Below are 18182 nucleotides of genomic sequence, written 5' to 3'. Positions count from 1 at the left end.
TACGATAAATTTAGACCAGCGGCTGTTGTGAATGTAACCTCAGGCGTAGATGAAAATGGAAAATTGAATTTATGGGAGTTTGATATTTATTGCGCAGGAACTCGTGGAACAAAATTGTTTTACGATGCAGAAAATAATAGAACTAGAATATTTAATGAACGTAATATTCATCCATTTGGTACAGGAGCTTGGAGAGCTCCAGGAAATAATTCTACTACTTTTGCACGTGAATCTCACATAGATGTTACAGCTTTTGAAGCAGGAATTGATCCTTTAGAATTCAGATTAAATAATTTGAAGAGTGAAAATATGATTGCAGCTCTTAAACTAGGCGCAGATAAGTTTGGTTGGAATAGAACAAAAAAGGAAGGACATGGTTTTGGAATTGCTCTTGGTGAAGATGCTGGTACTAGTGTGGCAATGCTAGCTGAAGTTCATGTAGATAAAAAGACAGGGATTGTAACTCCAATTAAAGTAGTTTGTTCACAAGATATGGGTCAAGTTGTAAACCCACATGGCGCAACGGTACAAACAGAAGGAGGAATCACAATGGGGTTAGGGTATGCTTTGTATGAAGATATTGAGTTTAACGGAGGAAGAGTAAAAACTAGGAATTTTAGTAATTATACCATTACAAAATTTTCGAATACACCAGAAATTGAATGTGTTTTTATAGATAAAATGGATTCAAAACCGCAAGGAGGTGGAGAACCTGCGATAATTTGTGTTGGTGGAGCCATTGCAAACGCAGTATTTGATGCTTGTGGAGCTAGAGTAACAAGAATACCTATAACTCCTGAAAGAGTTTTAAAAAGCCTTAAATAACAAGATTTAGAATTTTGTAAAATAGATTTTATTGGTTTTTATTTCATTAGAAGCATGTTATATTTGTTTCTATGAATAAATTATTTAAAACAACACAAGACTCTGAGGTTATTTTAACTGAGTTAATGTTACCCTCACACTCAAATTTCAGTGGAAAAATACACGGTGGTTTTATTTTATCTTTAATGGATAAAGCAGCTTTTTCTTCAGCATCAAAATTTTCTGGCCAATATTGTGTAACAGCCTCTGTAAATAGAGTGGATTTTTTAAATTCTATTGAAGTAGGAGAGTTAGTTACTTTAAAAGCAAGAGTAAACTTTGTTGGAAGATCATCTATGGTTGTAGGAATAAGAGTTGAGTCTCAAAACATTAGAAACGGTGAAATTAAACATTGTAATTCTTCTTATTTTTCTATGGTTGCCAAAGATGAACAAGGAAAAACGGTAAAAGTACCAGGTTTAATTATTTCAGATTACGATGGTTTACGTCGATTTTTACGCTCTATTAAACATATAAAAATGAGAAATGAACGTAAATTAGAGTTTAGTAGAGAAGCATTTAAACCTGAAATATATACGGATGTTTTGAAAAATTATAATGTAAAAATAGAGATATAAAAAAAGAGCTAAAAAGCTCCTTTTTATTTCAAAAATATTATTGTTGTACCCAATCAACTGCAGCATCCATTGTTGAAAATGGTTTAATTTTTAACTCCTTTTTTTGATTTTCTCCTAGAATTGGAAAAATAATTATTTTAGGGTTATTAGTAATTACGGCTAGTTTAATTTTTCTAATACAATCTTGATTTTTCATATAGTTTAATAAATTTTCAAAACTTTTTAGATCCATTTCAATTTCACAATCTAATAAATCATTTATTACACCTTTAATTTTATGATCTATAAGTTTGTTTTCACATAAATATTTCCAAGAATCAAAAATTTCATTAAAAGTTACCTTACCAATAAATTTTCTAATTAATATTGATTCTGGATATAATTCGTGTCTTTTATATTTAATACTCATAATACGTGTGGGTTATAAGTGGTAAAATAGTAAAATAAAATTAAACAAGTATTAAGAAATAGTTATGACAGTGTTTTTAATTCTATCAATAGTTTCTTGTTTCCCAATCATTTCAGCAATATCAAATAAATGAGGACCTTTCATAGCGCCAACCAAACTTAATCTAAAAGGCTGCATAATTTTCCCAAATCCAATTTCTTTAGATGTAATCCATTCTTTAACGATGGTTTCAATATGTTCTGACGTAAAATTCTCAATACCTTCTAGTATAGAAATCAACTCTTTCATTAATTCAGAAGTATTTTCTTTCCAGTTTTTCTTTGCAGCTTTCTCATCATATGTTAATGGAGCTTGAAAAAAGAAGCTACTTAATTCCCAAAAATCCTCAACAAATGTGGCACGCTCTTTTATAAGCGAAACAACTTTTTCAGTATAGTTTATATCTGTAGCTATCTCTTTTTCAATTAAAATAGGTAAGAAAATTTCAGCCAATTCAGCATCTGATTTTAACATCATATACTGTTGGTTGAACCATTTGGTTTTTTCAGGACTAAATTTTGCGCCACTTTTACTTACTCGTTCTAACGTAAAAGTTTTACATAATTCATCTAAAGTAAATATTTCTTGTTCTGTACCAGAATTCCAACCTAATAAAGCAAGCATATTTATAAAGGCATCTGCAAAATATCCATCTTCTTTATATCCACATGAAACATCTCCTGTTGCCTCATTTATATATTCAAGTGGAAAAACAGGAAATCCTAATTTATCACCATCACGTTTGCTTAATTTACCTTTTCCAACAGGTTTTAAAATTAAAGGTAAATGCGCAAATTCTGGAATTTCCCAATTAAAAGCTTGATATAAAGCGATGTGAAGTGGAAGAGAAGGTAACCATTCTTCACCACGAATTACATGACTTATTTCCATTAAATGATCATCAACAATATTAGCTAAATGGTATGTTGGCATACCATCACTTTTAAACAAAATTTTATCGTCTAATAATTCGGTTTTGAACGATACGTGACCACGAATTATGTCAGTTGTAGAAATAGTTCCGTGCTCACCTTTTGTTGGATCGTGCATTTTAAATCGAACAACATATTTATCTCCATTAGCAATACGTTTTTGAACATCTTCTTTGCTTAATGATATTGAGTTAGTTAGTTTTTCTCTATTGTGCCAATTATAGATAAACGTTTTGCCTTTCTGTTCGTGATCTTTTCTGTGAAAGTCAAGTTCTTCAGTGGTATCAAAACAGTAATAGGCTTTTCCTTTTTCTATCAATTCATCAGCAAATTGCTTATATAGATGTTTTCTTTCGGATTGTCTATACGGTCCAAATTTTTCATTTTTATTAGGACCTTCATCAAAAGGAATATTGCACCAGTTTAAGGCGTCAACAATATATTTTTCAGCATTTTCAACGTATCGAGTTTGATCTGTATCTTCAATTCTAAGTATAAAAGTACCACTGTGTTTTTTGGCAAATAAATAATTAAAAAGTGCTGTTCTAACACCACCAATATGTAATGGTCCTGTTGGACTTGGGGCAAATCGTACTCTAACGTTTTTCATTTTTATTTTGTTTTAGATTGCAAAGATAATTTTTCAATAGGAATATGTGAATTTTATTACAAAAAAAGGCTGCTGTTAAGCAACCTTTAAAATCAGCCCAATTATGATTTTAATACCCTTTGATGAATTCAAAGAATGAGTTTGTGTGGGAGTTAGGGACATTTATACTCATTTTTTTTGAGCATTATTTTTATTTCTAATGCTCTTTGTGAGTCTGGCATTTTTGTAATTTTATTGAATATAATAATATGTAAAAATATGACTACAAGTGAAATCAATTTAAGTAATATTGATTTAGATTTATTTGATTCCATTTATAACTTTGCAAATTATCTTTTACAGTCCAAAAATATGATTTGTTAATCTATTTTTTAAAGGGAAATACACTAAACTTTTAAGGGGATATTTCCCCTTTTTTATTTTTGATAGCATAAATATTTATTTTAAGTTATTGAAAATAAATATAATACGATTAGTGTTCAATAATAAATCTTGTATATCGAAATACTTTATGGTTAAAACTATAGAAAAATAGTACTTTTAACAAACCAATTTAAATAAGTTATTTATATCTATGAAAACAAATTTACCAAAAGGCCTTATTTCATTTAAAGAAGCGGTAGAATTAAATCAAAATTTTATTAAAACACGATCCAAAGATTTAAATAAAATAGTTAAAAAAGAATCGGGTGATCTTAATAGAGAAGATGCTGTTTCTTGCTGGTTTTCTATAGAAGAGTTAAAAAATTATATTGCATATATTGAAAATGAAGCACCAGAGGCAAACGGATTACGCGTTTATTTTGGGGCCTATTCAAATGATACTAAGAAGCAACATAAGAAAGACTTGTCTACGGTGTTTTTTGTACCAACAAAATCTAGGTTAAAATCTATACAAAAAGATGGAATAGAAGACACAGAAGAAGGAGGTACAGATATAACTGAGTTAGATGGATTGAATAGAGGAACTATGGGGCATCCTCCTTCTGCAACGTATCCTCAATAATAGTGATATACTTATTTATAATATATCCGATTTTATATTTAATAATACTTATAACAGGTATTATAAATTATGCAAAAATTAAAGATAATTTTTATTTAAAACTATTTTTATTTTTTATTGCATATTCTTTAACTACAGAAATTTTAGGGTTTGTAATTGGCGTATTGTATGAGATTAATACATATCCTATAAATAATGGTTGGATTCTAGTTAGTCATTTTTTCTACCTATTTTTTTTTCTGTCTCTTTTAAAAAGTGCCTTTAAAAGAAATATAGTTAAATATGGTATTGTTTGTTATACTATTTATACCTTGATAAATATATCTTTTTTTTCTGATTATTTGACAGAATTTTTAGATATAAATTCTATTGTTGGTGGTATTTTAATTGTAATTTCAATTATGATATATTTTTCTGAATTAGTGCAAAGTGATGGAATTTTAAACTTAAAAAAATCTATGTTTTTTTGGATTAGTTTAGGAGCTTTATTTTTTTATATTGGAGTAATTCCGGTAGATGTAATTGCTAAATTTATAAATTTTGGTGTGGTGCTTAGAGTAATAACATTGCTTTTAAATTTATTAATGGCGGGATTTTTTATCACGGGTTTTATTGTGAGTGAAAAGGAGTATAATAGGTAGGTTTTGGAACAAGAAAGAATACAAATATTAGTTTTAGTTGTTACAATTATTGTTATTGTATTAGCGGCTACATTAGTGGTTTTCTTATTATATTTTCAGAAGAAAAAGACTGCTTATATTTTAAAGCAACGTGAAATTCAGCAGCGTTTTGATAAAGAAATCACAAAATCTAAATTGGAAATTCAAGAACAAGCATTACAAAATATTAGTTGGGAAATTCATGATAATGTTGGTCAATTACTGTCAGTAGCTAAAATACAATTGAATATTTTACAGTTAAATGCTCCTCAAGAACAACAAATAAAAATACAAGAAACAGGCGACATTGTAAGTAAAAGTTTACAAGAATTACGAGGTTTAGCTAAATCATTAAATCCTGATGCTATAAAAAATAGGGGTTTTGAAGAATCTATATCAAATGAAGTTGATCGGTTTAATCGGTTAAAATTTGTAAATGCATCCTTAAAAATTTTAGGAGAACCTTTTAGTTTAAGTAATGAAAAGGAAATTATTTTGTTTAGAATTTTTCAAGAGTTTAGTAATAATACTTTGAAGTACTCCAAAGCTAAAAATTTGGCGATTTCAATAAATTATACAAATAACCAGCTTGAATTTATTGCTGAGGATGATGGTATTGGATTTGATTTAACGGATGAGTCTAATCAGAACGGTATTGGTTTGTTAAATATGAAAAGTAGAACAAAATTAATTGGAGGAGAAATAGAGATTAAATCAGCCAAAGAAAAAGGAACAAAAATATTTATTACTTGTCCTAAATAAATACTTATGAATAAAATAGATATAATTATCGTTGATGATCACTTATTGTTTTCACAAGCATTAAATGGACTTATTTCTAACTTTAAAGAATTTAACGTTTTAGCGGTTTTAAGTAACGGAAAGGATGTAGTTGACTACGTTTCAAATCACAATAAGTTACCTCAAATTGTTCTTATGGATATTCAAATGCCCATAATGAATGGTATTGAAGCAACACAATGGTTAAAAGATAATAGACCTGAAATAAAAGTATTAGCCTTATCTATGGAGGCTGAGGAAAACACTATTTTAAAAATGCTTCGAGCTGGGGCTAAAGGCTATTTATTAAAAGATATTCACCCTAGAATTTTACAACATGCATTAAAAGAGGTTCATAAAGTTGGGTTTTATTATACTGAGAATATAACAAATACATTATTAAACTCTATAGATAAACCTGAACAATCAAGCGCAATTAAATTAAAAGAAAGAGAATTAGAATTTTTAAAGCTTTGCTGCTCTGAAATGACCTATAAACAAATTGCTGAACATATGTTTTTAAGCCCTAAAACTGTGGAAAATTATAGAGAAGCTTTATTTGAAAAATTAGAGGCTAAGACACGTATTGGCTTAGTTTTATACGCTATCAAAGAAAAAATTGTAATACTATAATATTTGTGTTAGAAATATTCTGATACTTTTAACAACTATGCTTAGATTTATGAATTGAAATTATTAAAACTCATAATTCCTTAAATATTTCACTTATAATTCAGGGTTAAATTAGAGGATTACTTTAATTCAAAGTTGACTGAACTTAATAAATGAGAAATTAATATTAGTCTTCATATTTGTCAAACCACTTTTTTTAATGATTATGATTTAAGAAATTTTATTGATACTATAATTTATTTTTAGTTTAATTTAGCTATTTATAATGAATACATATAATTGGTGAGCAGTTTTAGTAACATACAAACTAAACTTAAAAATTTTATTAAAAAGTATTATTACAATGAACTTATTAAAGGGCTTATTGTATTTTTTACTTTAGGTGTCCTTTATTTTATTTTTACGCTGTTAATAGAATATTTTTTATGGCTTAAACCACTGGCTAGAACCTTATTATTTTGGATTTTTATTCTTGTTGAAGCTTCATTGTTTACAGCCTATATTCTTTTTCCTATTATTAAAATAATAGGGTTAAAAGAGGGGATAAATGAGCAAGATGCGTCCAAAATAATTGGGAATCATTATTCTGAAATTAATGATAAGTTGTTGAATATGTTGCAGTTAAATGATTCTGAAGGCAATACTGAACTTATCGAAGCTAGCATTGAGCAAAAATCTAGAGAATTGTCACCTATACCTTTTAGACGTGCCATTGATTTTTCTAAGAATAAAAAGCTTTTAAAGTTTTCATTAATTCCAGTTGCAATATGGGTACTAGTTTACCTGACGGGTAATATCACTATTTTTAATGACAGTTTTGCTAGAGTGGTTGATTATAATACACAATATGAGCCACCCGCACCTTTTTCTTTTCAAATATTAAATACTGATTTAAATGTGGTTGAAGGTGAACCTTTTATTTTAGAAGTAGAAACTATAGGAAATGAAATTCCCGAAGATGCTAAAATAATTTTTTTAGAGGAGAATTACTACTTGCAATCTACCAGTTTGGGTAAATTTGAATATACGTTTACAGGTATAAAAAAGTCACTTGAATTTTATTTTGAGGCTAATGGTATTACATCTAAAACCTATCAACTTAATTGCATTGCTACACCGGTTATTACCAATTTAAAAATGGTTTTAAATTATCCTGCTTATACTGGAAAAAGAAATGAAGTAATCCAAAATACCGGTAATGCAATTGTTCCTTATGGAACTGTAATTGATTGGCAAGTTGAAACGCATCAAACAAATAGTGTAAGTTTTAATTCAAAGCAAGAAGACCCTCAAAATTTTAGACAAAGCACAAAAGATTATTTTAGCTATTCAAAAGAAATTTATAACACGTTAAATTATAAAATTTCAACCTCTAATAATCAACTAAAAAACCATGAAGCCTTGGATTTTAATATTCAAGTTATTTCAGACGAGTATCCAAAAATTATTGTAAAATCAGACATAGACTCTATAAACCATGGCCCAGTTCAATTCATTGGGCAATTAAGTGATGATTATGGTGTTCAAAAACTTCAATTAGTTTATTACGATAGAAGTAATAAAACCCAACTTAATAAGCATGTAATACCAATTTCAAAAGCTTCTTTTACTGACTTCTATTATGTTTTTCCTGATGATATTTCGATAGAAGAAGGAGTTGATTATGAGTTATATTTCGAAGTTTTTGATAATGATGCTGTGAACGGAACTAAAAAATCTAAAAGTCGATTGTTTCGTTATTATAATAAAACAAAAAAGGAATTAGAAGACGAATTGTTAAAAGAACAAAGCGAAACTCTAGAGTCTTTTACGAAGTCATTAGAAAAATCTAAAGAAACAAATACAGAAGTTGAGCAATTTAAAAACTCGTTACAAAATAAGGACGCTATAAATTGGAATGATACTAAAAAGTTGGAACAGTTTATTAAAAGACAAACCCAGTATCAAGAAATGTTTCAAAAACAAACAAGTAAAATTGAACAAAATTTAAATGAACAACCTGTTAATGATGAGTTAAAGGAGAAAAAAGAGGAGCTTCAAAAACGTATTGAAGAGACTAAGAAATTGGCTGAGCAAAATAAAATGTTAGAAGAGCTTAAAGAACTTTCTAAAAAGCTAGAAAAAGAAGATTTAATTGATAAGCTAGAAGAGCTAGCTAAAAAAAACAAGCAGAACAAGCAAAGCTTAGAACGTATTTTAGAGTTAACCAAGCGTTTTTATGTGGAGCAAAAAGCGAATCAAATAAGCGAAAAGTTAGATGATCTTTCTAAACGGCAAAAGGATTTGTCCAATAAAAAACAAGAAGAAAATACTGCAGAAAAGCAGGAAAAGATAAATGATGAATTTGAGAAAGTGAAGAATGATTTTGATGAATTAAATAAGCAAAATCAGGATTTGAATAGGCCTATGGAGCTTCCAAATATTGATGATGAATCTGAAGATATTGATAAGGAATTAAGTGATGCTTTGGAAGAGTTGAAAAAGGAGCAACCGAGTAGCGCTAAAAAAAGTCAAAAGTCTGCCGCAAAAAAAATGAAGGAATTAAGTGAATCAATGGAACAATCTATGGTAGCTGCCGAAGGAGAATCCATTGATGAAAATATTGAGGATTTACGTAAAATTGTTGAAAATTTAATTGAGTTTTCTTTTCAGCAAGAATCGTTGTTAGAAAAATTTTCAAGTTCCGATAACCAACATCCTGAATATCCTGGTAATATTAAGCAGCAATATGTTTTAAAAGAATATTTTGAACATATTGATGATAGTTTGTATGTGTTGTCTCTACGTATTGTTACAATGACTTCTACAATACAAAAAGAGCTGTCTGACGCCCATTTCTATATAGATAAATCTTTATTAAATTTTACAGAGAATAGATTTCAACAAGGAATCTCTGATCAACAATTTGTAATTACATCGGCAAACAATTTAGCTAATTCTTTAAGTAATTTGTTAGAGAGTTTAATGAACGCATCTCCTAGTTTTGGAAAAGGAAAGGGAAATCAACAACAGTTCACTTTGCCGGATATTATACAAAAGCAGGGAGAGTTAATGGATTCCATTAAAGAAAAGATGGAAAAAGGAGAAAAAGGAGATGGCGATAATGGAGATAAACAAAATGAAGAAGGCGAGGGTATGAACGGCGATTTATATGAAATTTATAAAGAGCAAGCTCAATTAAAGGAAATGTTAAAAGAGCTTTTAGGAAATGACGGTGAAAATTCTAAAGAAGGTTTAGGAAAGGCAATTAAAGAAATGGAAGACCTGGAACGAGAATTAATAGAGAAAGGTTTTACTCAAGAAGCTATTAATAATATGCAACAATTGAATTATGAATTATTAAAGCTTGAAAAAGCAACTAAACAGCAAGGTGAGGATCAAAAGAGAAATTCTACTACCAATAGCAAGGAATTCGAAAAACGCATTATCAATAAGTTAAAACTTCAAAATGAGTATTTCAATTATAATGATATATTAAACAGACAATCATTACCTTTGCGCACTATTTACAAAAAGAAAGTACAGGAATACTTTAAAACCGATCAATAAATATTATACCAATGATTCAATTTAATTACGAGACTTCTTTCAAGTTAGATGATGAGAGTAAAATACAAAATTGGATTTCCTCTTGTATTATCAAATATGGATTTACGGAAGGAGATATAAGTTATATCTTTTGTGATGATGATTATCTATTGAAATTGAATGTTGAGTTTCTTGAGCATGATACATTAACAGACATTATTAGTTTCGATTATACATTAGGAAAACTGCTTAGTGGAGATATCTTTATTTCCGTGGAAAGAGTTGTTGAAAATGCAATAAAATTTAATCAAACAACTGATAATGAGATTAATAGAGTTATGATTCATGGTATTTTACATTATATAGGTTTTAAAGATAAGTCCGAAGATGCTAAAATTATAATGCGTAAGGAAGAAGATAAATGTTTAGAGTTATTAAATTTGAAGTAATGTTCCACGTGGAACCTTAAATATAGAACTATGTTTAATACGGTTTATGATGTTATAGTTGTTGGTGGTGGGCACGCTGGTAGTGAAGCTGCTGCAGCAGCGGCTAATATGGGAAGTCATACATTATTGATTACCATGAGTTTGCAAAATATTGCACAAATGAGTTGCAATCCGGCTATGGGTGGTATTGCAAAAGGCCAAATAGTTAGAGAGATTGATGCGTTAGGTGGTTATAGTGGAATAGTGACTGATAACACGGCCATTCAATTTAAAATGTTGAATAAATCTAAGGGCCCGGCTATGTGGAGTCCAAGAGCACAAAGTGATCGTATGCGCTTTGCTGAATGTTGGAGGACGATGTTGGAGGAGACTAATAATTTAGACTTTTATCAGGATAATGTAATAGGGCTCTTGTTTGATGGAGATTCCATTGTTGGAGTTAAAACGGCGTTAGGAATTGAGATTAAATCTAGGTCTGTTATTATTACAGCAGGAACCTTTTTAAATGGATTGATTCATATTGGGTCAAAGACGTTTGGAGGTGGCAGAGCAGGTGAAAGTGCGTCAATTGGTATCACCGAACACTTGGATAAGGTTGGTTTTGAATCTGGAAGAATGAAAACGGGAACTCCACCGAGAGTTGATGGACGATCTTTGGATTTTACGAAAATGATAGAACAACCTGGCGATGAGAATCCTGAAAAGTTTTCTTATTTACCTACAACAAATTCTTTAGAAAAGCAGCGTTCATGTTATATGAGTTATACTTCTAAAGAAGTACATGATTTATTGCGTACAGGGTTTGATAGGTCGCCAATGTTTAATGGTAGAATACAAAGTATTGGCCCAAGGTATTGTCCTTCAATAGAAGATAAAATCGATCGTTTTGCTACGAAAGAACGACACCAGTTATTTGTTGAACCAGAAGGTTGGGATACTGTTGAAATTTATGTAAATGGTTTTTCTACATCATTACCTGAAGATATTCAAGACAAAGCTTTAAGAAAAGTTGCTGGTTTTGAAAATGTCAAATTTTTTAGATATGGATATGCGATTGAGTATGATTATTTTCCGCCAACACAATTAATGCATACATTAGAAACTAAGCTTATTAAGAATTTATATTTTGCCGGTCAAATTAATGGTACAACAGGTTATGAGGAAGCTGCAGCACAAGGTTTAATGGCGGGTATTAATGCTTCTTTGAAATTGCAAAACAGAGCTCCTTTTATTTTAAAAAGGAACGAAGCCTATATTGGTGTTTTAATAGACGATTTAATTACTAAAGGAACTGAAGAACCTTATCGGATGTTTACATCTCGTGCAGAGTATAGAACCTTGCTACGTCAGGATAATGCAGATTTGCGTTTAACGCCTATGTCTTTTAAGTTAGGTTTAGCATCAAAAGAACGAATGGATCGAGTTATTGAAAAGCAGAAAAAAACAGATTTGTTTGTCGATTTTTTAATTAAGACTAGTATTAAACCTTCTGAAATTAATCCTATATTGGTAGAAAATAATACTGCAGAAATACAACAATCGATGAAGCTTTTTAAAATAGCAGCTCGTCCTCAATTGAACTTTGGAGACCTTAGAAAGTTAGATAAGATTGAAAGTTTTATTAAAGAAAATTCTATTGATAATGAAATAGTAGAACAAACAGAAATTCATGTTAAATATGCTGGCTATATTGAGAAGGAAAAGAACCAAGCTGATAAATTAAATCGATTAGAAAATGTGGTAATCCCTTCTAATTTTGATTATTCAAAAGTGAAGTCTTTATCAATTGAGGCACGTCAAAAATTAACTAAAATCCAACCAATATCAATTTCACAAGCGAGTAGAATTAGTGGAGTTTCTCCTAGTGATATTTCTGTTCTTTTGGTATATATGGGAAGATAATTTTTAATGTTCCACGTGGAACACAGTAATTTTTAAATGTAAATTGATTGAAAATTGAAAGAAAAAATTCATAAAGAGTACATCTTAACTTGTCAAGATTTTACTGTTTCAAATCAAAAATTTGATTTAATTTACAATCATAAGTTTGAAATGCTTGAAACTTCGCCTATGCCAAAAGGGGAAGAATTAGCTTCTTATTATGAAAGTGAATCATATATTTCACATACAGATTCAAACAAAACTTTGACCGATAAATTATATCAATTTGTAAAATCATTTGCTTTAAAACAAAAACTTAGTTTAATAAATTCATTTAATACGGAAGAACAGAAATTATTAGATATTGGTTGTGGAACAGGTGATTTTTTATTGACATGCAAAAATAATGGATGGACTGTAGTAGGAGTTGAGCCAAATAGTAAAGCAAAAAACTTAGCTATTTCTAAATTAAATTCTAATAAAAAAAGTAAAGTTCACTCAAATTTAGAGAATATTGGCACTCAAAAATTTGATGTAATTACACTTTGGCATGTGCTAGAACATGTACCTAATTTAGAAAATTATATATTGAAGTTAAAATCATTACTAAAACCAAACGGTATATTAGTGATTGCTGTGCCAAATTATAGAAGTTTTGACGCTACACATTACAAACAGTTTTGGGCAGCATATGATGTGCCAAGACATTTATGGCATTTTTCAAAAAAATCTATTCAATTACTTTTTTCAGATGTGCATATGAATTTGATTAATATCAAACCTATGTTGTTTGATTCATTTTATGTTTCACTTTTAAGCGAAAAATATAAATCTGGAAAAAGCAATTTATTAAAAGCTTTTTTTATTGGACTGCTGTCAAATATGAAAGCATTGGTAACAAAAGAGTATTCTTCATTAATTTATATCATAAATAACGGCTAAAACTCATTTTTAGACCATTTAAGCTATTTTTTAAACATCAAACAACACTTTGTATATAAATTTTTAATTTATTGATATGAGAAGCTTATATATACCCATTTTTAATAAGTACAAATTATTAATTTCCCTTTTTCAATAAATTTATCTAATACTTTAAATTATTATGCGCTACTCAAACTTTTGTTTATATATTCGCCCAAATTTTATAATAAACCAATAACATACTTAAATGAAAAAATTATTAATTATTGCAGTTGCAATTATGTTGTCATCTTGTAATCAATCAAAAGTAGCATATATTGATTTGGAAGTTTTAATGAAAGATTATGAAGCTACGAAAGCCTTAGAATTATCATTGAAAGAAAAACAAGAGTTGATGGCTAAAGAATTAGATAGTTTAAGTGCTCCATTTCAATTAAAGGTGCAACAATATTACCAAAATCAACAAAAAATGTCAGCTCAAAAAAGAGCAGAAGTTGAGCAATCTTTATCACAAGAGCAACAATTTTTACAATCAAAGCAAAGTCAAGCGTCTCAATTATTACAAGAAGAAAATCAAGAAATGAGTGAAGTACTTACTAAAAGAGTTGATAGCTTTGTAGCAAATTATGCTAAGACGAAAGGATTTAATATGATACTAGGAACTTCAGGAAAAGGAACTGTTTTATATGGTGATGAAGCCTTAAACATCACCTCAGAAATATTAGAAATCTTAAATCTAGATTATAGTAAAAAATAAATTAATAAACTGATTATCAATTATATAAACCGGTATATTTTCATAATATATCGGTTTTTTTATTTTGATCTAGAGCCTACAAATTGTTGTTCTTTGATTTTAAAGAGTACATTAAAAGTTGTTAAACTTCCGTAAATTCTTGTAATATATTGCTGTAAGTCAACTTTATCCTGATCGTCTAAACTACTCGAATTTATTTTTTGCTCCATAACTCTAATTCTGTCCCGTACCATTACAATTTTATGAAAAAAGGAATCAATAGGAATTTCTTTACTTGCTAAATTAGTGTCTTTAGGTTCTAGAATTAAATTTCCACCTTTCCACTTATCTGCAATTGGAATAATTTCAGAAACATCTGACCACTGTTTTAATATAGATCTAAGTGTAGATTCAACTTCAAAAAAACTAACTGTATCTACCTCATCTTCAACGCTTTCAATTACTTCAAATTCACTATCAATGTCGATGGTTTCTAATCCGTTTTCAATAAACGTTACCCAATAATGTTTTGAGGTTACATTGGTTACTACACCTAAGCCATATTCAGCGTGTTTAATACGAGATCCTATGCCTAATAAATTCATAAATTCTTTTTTAAGTTAATAGATAAATGCCAAAAATATTTAAAATAAAATAAACTGCAATACTCGTAGCGCCTTGATAATCTTTTACCAATCGTTGCCCAATTAAAAAGAGTATTAGAGTAAAAGCAGAAATTTGTAATGCAATTTTTGAGATTAAAAAATCATTTTGTGTTACTATAAAATAGAGTCCAGTACACAAAGTAAGTAAAGCTACAACCTCAAGTAGAATAACTTTAATAAGCAATAAAGGAATTATATTTTTAAGAATTGTTTTTTTAAAATGAGTTTTATAATATGCCACAGTTTCTTTCCAGTTTATTAATTTTTCAAGAACTGAAAAAAAGTAAGTAATACAAAAAAAGAGTACAATTAAAATTTCAGCTGAATGATTATTGAAAATAGACATATGCTTTAACAATTACAACTCTTCTTTTATGTGCAAAAGTCTTGTTAGTTTTATAGACAAATCCAGTAGTATTATTTTTGCATTCCCATTTCTTTCAATGTGATAAATAGCATCATTTAATTCTTTATTTATTGCTAAAATATTTCCACTGTGTACAAAAGGAGCAAAGTTTTCTAATTTAAAATTCGGTGTTTTTGGATGCAAAAAAACTAACGCCCCAGCGTTGTAATTCAATAAAATTGCTTGTCTAAAAAACTGCAAGCAATAATGTAGAAAACGTTTTTGAGTTTCTCTTCCTGTTTTTGCAATAGTTTCACTCCAGTTAATTAATGATTGAATTACTGTTGCGTTTCCTTTAGCTTTAAAAGCAGCTCTAATCCAAGTAATAAACCATTGTTCAAATTGTTCATCTGAAGTGTCATTATGTAATAAATGTAAAGCCTTATTAAAATTACCATCTGATTGCTGCGCAATATTTGTTGCTATTGGTTCGTCAGTTCCCTCTTTTTCCACTAAACATTTTGCAATATCAGATTCAGTTAATATTGGGAAATGCAATACTTGGCAACGAGATTTTATAGTAGTAATTAGTTGCTCTTCATCTTCAGTAACTAAAATAAAAACAGTTTTTTTAGGTGGCTCTTCCAATAATTTAAGCAATTTATTGGCAGCTGATGTATTCATTTTTTCAGCCATCCAAATAATCATTATTTTATATCCACCTTCATAACTTTTCAATTTTAAGGCCTTAACTATCTCTTCAGCCTCGTCAACACCAATTTGGCCTTGCTTGTTTTCGATTCCTAAAGATTGTAACCATTCAAACAAATTTCCATAAGGATTTAATTCAATAAATTTTCGCCAATCGGTTAAAAATAAATTACTAACCGGATGACTTTTTACAACATCATTTTTTGCTACAGGAAAAGCGAAATGCAAATCAGGATGGGCTAGTTTAGCACATTTTAAAGCACAAGCCTCTTTATCAGCACTTGTACTGCATAAAATATATTGAGCATAAGCAATGGCCATTGGTAATGTTCCAGAACCTTCTTTTCCAACAAATAATTGAGCGTGCGGAATTCTACCATTATCGGTAGATTTCATTAAGTGACTCTTTAAATATTCTTGACCTATAACTTCTGAAAAATTCATTAGAGCGAATGTAAAACTTTTTTTTATTTTTTAAATCGTTTCTCATTGCTAACTTTTTAGTTTAAAAAAGAAATCGGTTTCGTAGAAAACTTTAATAACTCGTTTAAATTAAATTATATTTGTACAATTAAAACTTAATTATATGAAAACAATACAGGATATAAATTTTGAAGGAAAAAAGGCATTAATTAGAGTTGATTTTAATGTACCTCTTGATGATGATTTTAATATAACAGATGCAACAAGAATACAAGCGGCAAAACCAACAATTATTAAAATTTTAGAAGACGGTGGCGCTGTAATTTTAATGTCGCATTTAGGTAGACCAAAAGGTGCTGAGGAGAAATTTTCTTTACAACATATTGTTGGTAAAGTTTCTGAAATAATTGGAGTTGAAGTAAAATTTGCCGCTAATTGTGTTGGTGAAATTGCTGAAAAAGCAGCTTCAGAATTGCAAATGGGAGAAGTACTTTTATTAGAAAATTTACGATTTCATGATGAGGAAAAATCAGGTGATGTTGAGTTTTCTAAACAACTTTCTAAATTAGGGGATGTTTATGTAAATGATGCATTTGGTACTGCGCATAGAGCACACGCTTCAACAACAGTTGTTGCACAATTTTTTCCACAAAACAAATGTTTTGGAAATTTATTAGCGCAAGAGATTTTAAGTTTAAAAAAGATTTTAGAAGAAGGTGAAAAGCCCGTATTGGCAATTTTAGGTGGTGCAAAAGTATCTTCAAAAATCACAGTAATTGAAAACATTTTGGATAAAGTAGACCATTTAATTATTGGTGGGGGAATGAGTTTTACATTTATAAAAGCGCAAGGAGGAAGTATTGGAGATTCAATTTGCGAAGATGATAAACAAGAGTTAGCATTAGATATTTTAAAACAAGCAGAAGCTAAAGGTGTACAAGTTCATATACCTGTTGATGTAATTGCTGCAGATGCTTTTAGCAACGATGCAAATACACAAATTTGTGATATAAATAGTATTCCAGATGGTTGGCAAGGACTTGATGCCGGACCAAAATCTAGAGAATTATTTAACTCAGTTGTTTTGGTTTCTAAAACAATTCTTTGGAACGGGCCACTAGGTGTTTTTGAATTAGAAAATTTTGCAGGAGGTACAATTGCTTTGGGAAATTCAATTGCTGAAGCTACTAAAAATGGAACATTCTCACTTGTTGGAGGTGGTGATTCTGTTGCTGCAGTTAAACAATTTGGATTTGCTGATAAAGTAAGTTATGTTTCTACAGGAGGTGGAGCTATGTTAGAAAGTTTAGAAGGTAAAACCTTACCAGGTATTGAAGCAATTTTGAAATAGAGATTACTTTTAAATCATTATAATGCAGAACTTGTTTCAGCATCTCATCCTATTGAAAAACCATTTTCTATTTTTTAGAAAATGGTTTTTATTTTTTTTACATTTACACACTTCAAAAACTAAAACATTGCACATATATTATGAAATATACAACCATTCCAAATACCGATATTAAGGTTAGTAAAATTTGTTTAGGTACCATGACTTTTGGTGAGCAAAATACCGAAGCTGAAGCACACGAGCAATTAAATTATGCGGTGCAAGAGGGTGTAAACTTTATTGATACTGCTGAAATGTATTCGGTTCCGGCAAGAAAGGAAACGCAAGGGAATTCAGAAAAACTTATAGGTACTTGGTTAAAAAATCAGAAACGTGAAAACCTAGTAATAGCTACCAAAGTAACAGGACCAAGTCCGACATTTCATTATTTAAGAGATAATTTAGGTTTTTCAAAAGAGGCAATCTTAGAAGCTTTAAATAACAGTTTAAAACGTTTACAAACCAATTATGTTGATATTTATCAATTGCATTGGCCAGATAGAAATGTACCTGTTTTTGGAAATCGAAACTATAAACATCAGGCTGATGAACAATGGGAAGATAATATTAAAGAAGTTGTTGAAACCTTAGATGGTCTAGTAAAAGAAGGTAAAATTCG

General features: G+C 29.4%; 18 protein-coding genes. 13 read left to right on the top strand and 5 right to left on the bottom strand.

Annotated elements, in window-relative coordinates; translation table 11 throughout:
• On the top strand, positions 1–825 hold an 825-nt coding region (locus HKP59_RS08475; RefSeq protein ID WP_291805669.1), incomplete at its 5' end, for a molybdopterin cofactor-binding domain-containing protein.
• Between the two features lie 71 nt (positions 826–896).
• Positions 897–1442: an acyl-CoA thioesterase gene (locus HKP59_RS08470; protein WP_291805667.1), complete on the top strand. Its 546-nt coding sequence runs from the start codon at positions 897–899 to the stop codon at positions 1440–1442.
• A 37-nt stretch (positions 1443–1479) separates the two neighbouring features.
• On the opposite strand, the gene HKP59_RS08465 is transcribed toward HKP59_RS08470, so the two are convergent.
• Positions 1480–1851: a hypothetical protein gene (locus tag HKP59_RS08465; protein ID WP_291805665.1), complete on the bottom strand. Its 372-nt coding sequence runs from the start codon at positions 1849–1851 to the stop codon at positions 1480–1482.
• A 51-nt stretch (positions 1852–1902) separates the two neighbouring features.
• On the bottom strand, positions 1903–3432 hold the full coding sequence (gene gltX / locus HKP59_RS08460) for a glutamate--tRNA ligase (protein ID WP_291805662.1): 1530 nt from the start codon (positions 3430–3432) through the stop codon (positions 1903–1905).
• A gap of 574 nt (positions 3433–4006) precedes the next feature.
• On the opposite strand from gltX, the gene HKP59_RS08455 reads away from it, so the two are divergent.
• The 9 genes from HKP59_RS08455 to HKP59_RS08415 all read left to right on the top strand — a co-directional run bounded on the left by HKP59_RS08455 (position 4007) and on the right by HKP59_RS08415 (position 14049).
• A complete protein-coding gene (locus HKP59_RS08455; protein WP_291805659.1) occupies positions 4007–4438 on the top strand; it encodes a hypothetical protein in 432 nt (143 codons plus the stop codon).
• 311 nt (positions 4439–4749) lie between these two features.
• Complete coding sequence (locus tag HKP59_RS08450) at positions 4750–5079, top strand: hypothetical protein (RefSeq protein ID WP_291805657.1); 330 nt, start codon at positions 4750–4752, stop codon at positions 5077–5079.
• 3 nt (positions 5080–5082) lie between these two features.
• A complete protein-coding gene (locus HKP59_RS08445; RefSeq protein ID WP_291805654.1) occupies positions 5083–5859 on the top strand; it encodes an ATP-binding protein in 777 nt (258 codons plus the stop codon).
• A gap of 6 nt (positions 5860–5865) precedes the next feature.
• Complete coding sequence (locus HKP59_RS08440; protein WP_291805651.1) at positions 5866–6510, top strand: response regulator transcription factor; 645 nt, start codon at positions 5866–5868, stop codon at positions 6508–6510.
• Positions 6511–6792: 282 nt separating this feature from the next.
• Entirely contained in the window at positions 6793–10059 is a 3267-nt protein-coding gene (locus tag HKP59_RS08435) for a DUF4175 family protein (protein WP_291805649.1), read from the top strand.
• Positions 10060–10070: 11 nt separating this feature from the next.
• Positions 10071–10487, top strand: a complete 417-nt coding sequence (gene ybeY, locus HKP59_RS08430) for an rRNA maturation RNase YbeY (protein WP_291805647.1) — start codon at positions 10071–10073, stop codon at positions 10485–10487.
• Positions 10488–10517: 30 nt separating this feature from the next.
• Positions 10518–12389 carry a tRNA uridine-5-carboxymethylaminomethyl(34) synthesis enzyme MnmG gene (gene mnmG, locus HKP59_RS08425; protein ID WP_291805646.1) on the top strand — a complete coding sequence of 624 codons (1872 nt, stop codon included), beginning with the start codon at positions 10518–10520 and terminating at the stop codon, positions 12387–12389.
• Positions 12390–12443: 54 nt separating this feature from the next.
• Positions 12444–13310, top strand: a complete 867-nt coding sequence (locus HKP59_RS08420; protein WP_291805643.1) for a class I SAM-dependent methyltransferase — start codon at positions 12444–12446, stop codon at positions 13308–13310.
• A gap of 229 nt (positions 13311–13539) precedes the next feature.
• A complete protein-coding gene (locus tag HKP59_RS08415) occupies positions 13540–14049 on the top strand; it encodes an OmpH family outer membrane protein (RefSeq protein ID WP_291805640.1) in 510 nt (169 codons plus the stop codon).
• Positions 14050–14108: 59 nt separating this feature from the next.
• Here HKP59_RS08415 and HKP59_RS08410 read toward each other — a convergent pair whose 3' ends face one another.
• Genes HKP59_RS08410 through HKP59_RS08400 form a run of 3 tightly spaced genes read right to left on the bottom strand, consistent with a single transcriptional unit; the run spans position 14109 to position 16194 of the window.
• Complete coding sequence (locus HKP59_RS08410; RefSeq protein ID WP_291805638.1) at positions 14109–14633, bottom strand: hypothetical protein; 525 nt, start codon at positions 14631–14633, stop codon at positions 14109–14111.
• Between the two features lie 10 nt (positions 14634–14643).
• Positions 14644–15039 carry a DoxX family protein gene (locus tag HKP59_RS08405; RefSeq protein WP_291805636.1) on the bottom strand — a complete coding sequence of 132 codons (396 nt, stop codon included), beginning with the start codon at positions 15037–15039 and terminating at the stop codon, positions 14644–14646.
• A 12-nt stretch (positions 15040–15051) separates the two neighbouring features.
• The gene (locus tag HKP59_RS08400) at positions 15052–16194 is read right to left on the bottom strand and encodes a DNA polymerase III subunit delta' (RefSeq protein WP_291805632.1); all 1143 of its coding nucleotides are present in this window, start codon (positions 16192–16194) and stop codon (positions 15052–15054) included.
• Positions 16195–16336: 142 nt separating this feature from the next.
• Here HKP59_RS08400 and HKP59_RS08395 point away from each other — a divergent pair, with 142 nt between their 5' ends.
• Complete coding sequence (locus HKP59_RS08395; RefSeq protein ID WP_291805628.1) at positions 16337–17524, top strand: phosphoglycerate kinase; 1188 nt, start codon at positions 16337–16339, stop codon at positions 17522–17524.
• A gap of 140 nt (positions 17525–17664) precedes the next feature.
• Positions 17665–18182 (top strand): aldo/keto reductase (locus HKP59_RS08390; RefSeq protein WP_291805627.1); only part of this gene is annotated, 518 nt, incomplete at its 3' end.

This window comes from Lutibacter sp., assembly GCF_013041805.1.
GTDB lineage: Bacteria > Bacteroidota > Bacteroidia > Flavobacteriales > Flavobacteriaceae > Lutibacter.
The sequence above is the reverse complement of the archived record's forward strand: the minus strand, read 5'-3'. Positions and strand labels throughout refer to the sequence as shown.

Coding starts and splice junctions, on each gene's coding strand:
- HKP59_RS08470 (WP_291805667.1), top strand. CDS start 897: ATGAATAAATTATTTAAAACAACACAAGACTCTGAGGTTATTTTAACT.
- HKP59_RS08465 (WP_291805665.1), bottom strand. CDS start 1,851: ATGAGTATTAAATATAAAAGACACGAATTATATCCAGAATCAATATTA.
- gltX (WP_291805662.1), bottom strand. CDS start 3,432: ATGAAAAACGTTAGAGTACGATTTGCCCCAAGTCCAACAGGACCATTA.
- HKP59_RS08455 (WP_291805659.1), top strand. CDS start 4,007: ATGAAAACAAATTTACCAAAAGGCCTTATTTCATTTAAAGAAGCGGTA.
- HKP59_RS08440 (WP_291805651.1), top strand. CDS start 5,866: ATGAATAAAATAGATATAATTATCGTTGATGATCACTTATTGTTTTCA.
- ybeY (WP_291805647.1), top strand. CDS start 10,071: ATGATTCAATTTAATTACGAGACTTCTTTCAAGTTAGATGATGAGAGT.
- mnmG (WP_291805646.1), top strand. CDS start 10,518: ATGTTTAATACGGTTTATGATGTTATAGTTGTTGGTGGTGGGCACGCT.
- HKP59_RS08415 (WP_291805640.1), top strand. CDS start 13,540: ATGAAAAAATTATTAATTATTGCAGTTGCAATTATGTTGTCATCTTGT.
- HKP59_RS08410 (WP_291805638.1), bottom strand. CDS start 14,633: ATGAATTTATTAGGCATAGGATCTCGTATTAAACACGCTGAATATGGC.
- HKP59_RS08405 (WP_291805636.1), bottom strand. CDS start 15,039: ATGTCTATTTTCAATAATCATTCAGCTGAAATTTTAATTGTACTCTTT.
- HKP59_RS08400 (WP_291805632.1), bottom strand. CDS start 16,194: ATGAATTTTTCAGAAGTTATAGGTCAAGAATATTTAAAGAGTCACTTA.
- HKP59_RS08395 (WP_291805628.1), top strand. CDS start 16,337: ATGAAAACAATACAGGATATAAATTTTGAAGGAAAAAAGGCATTAATT.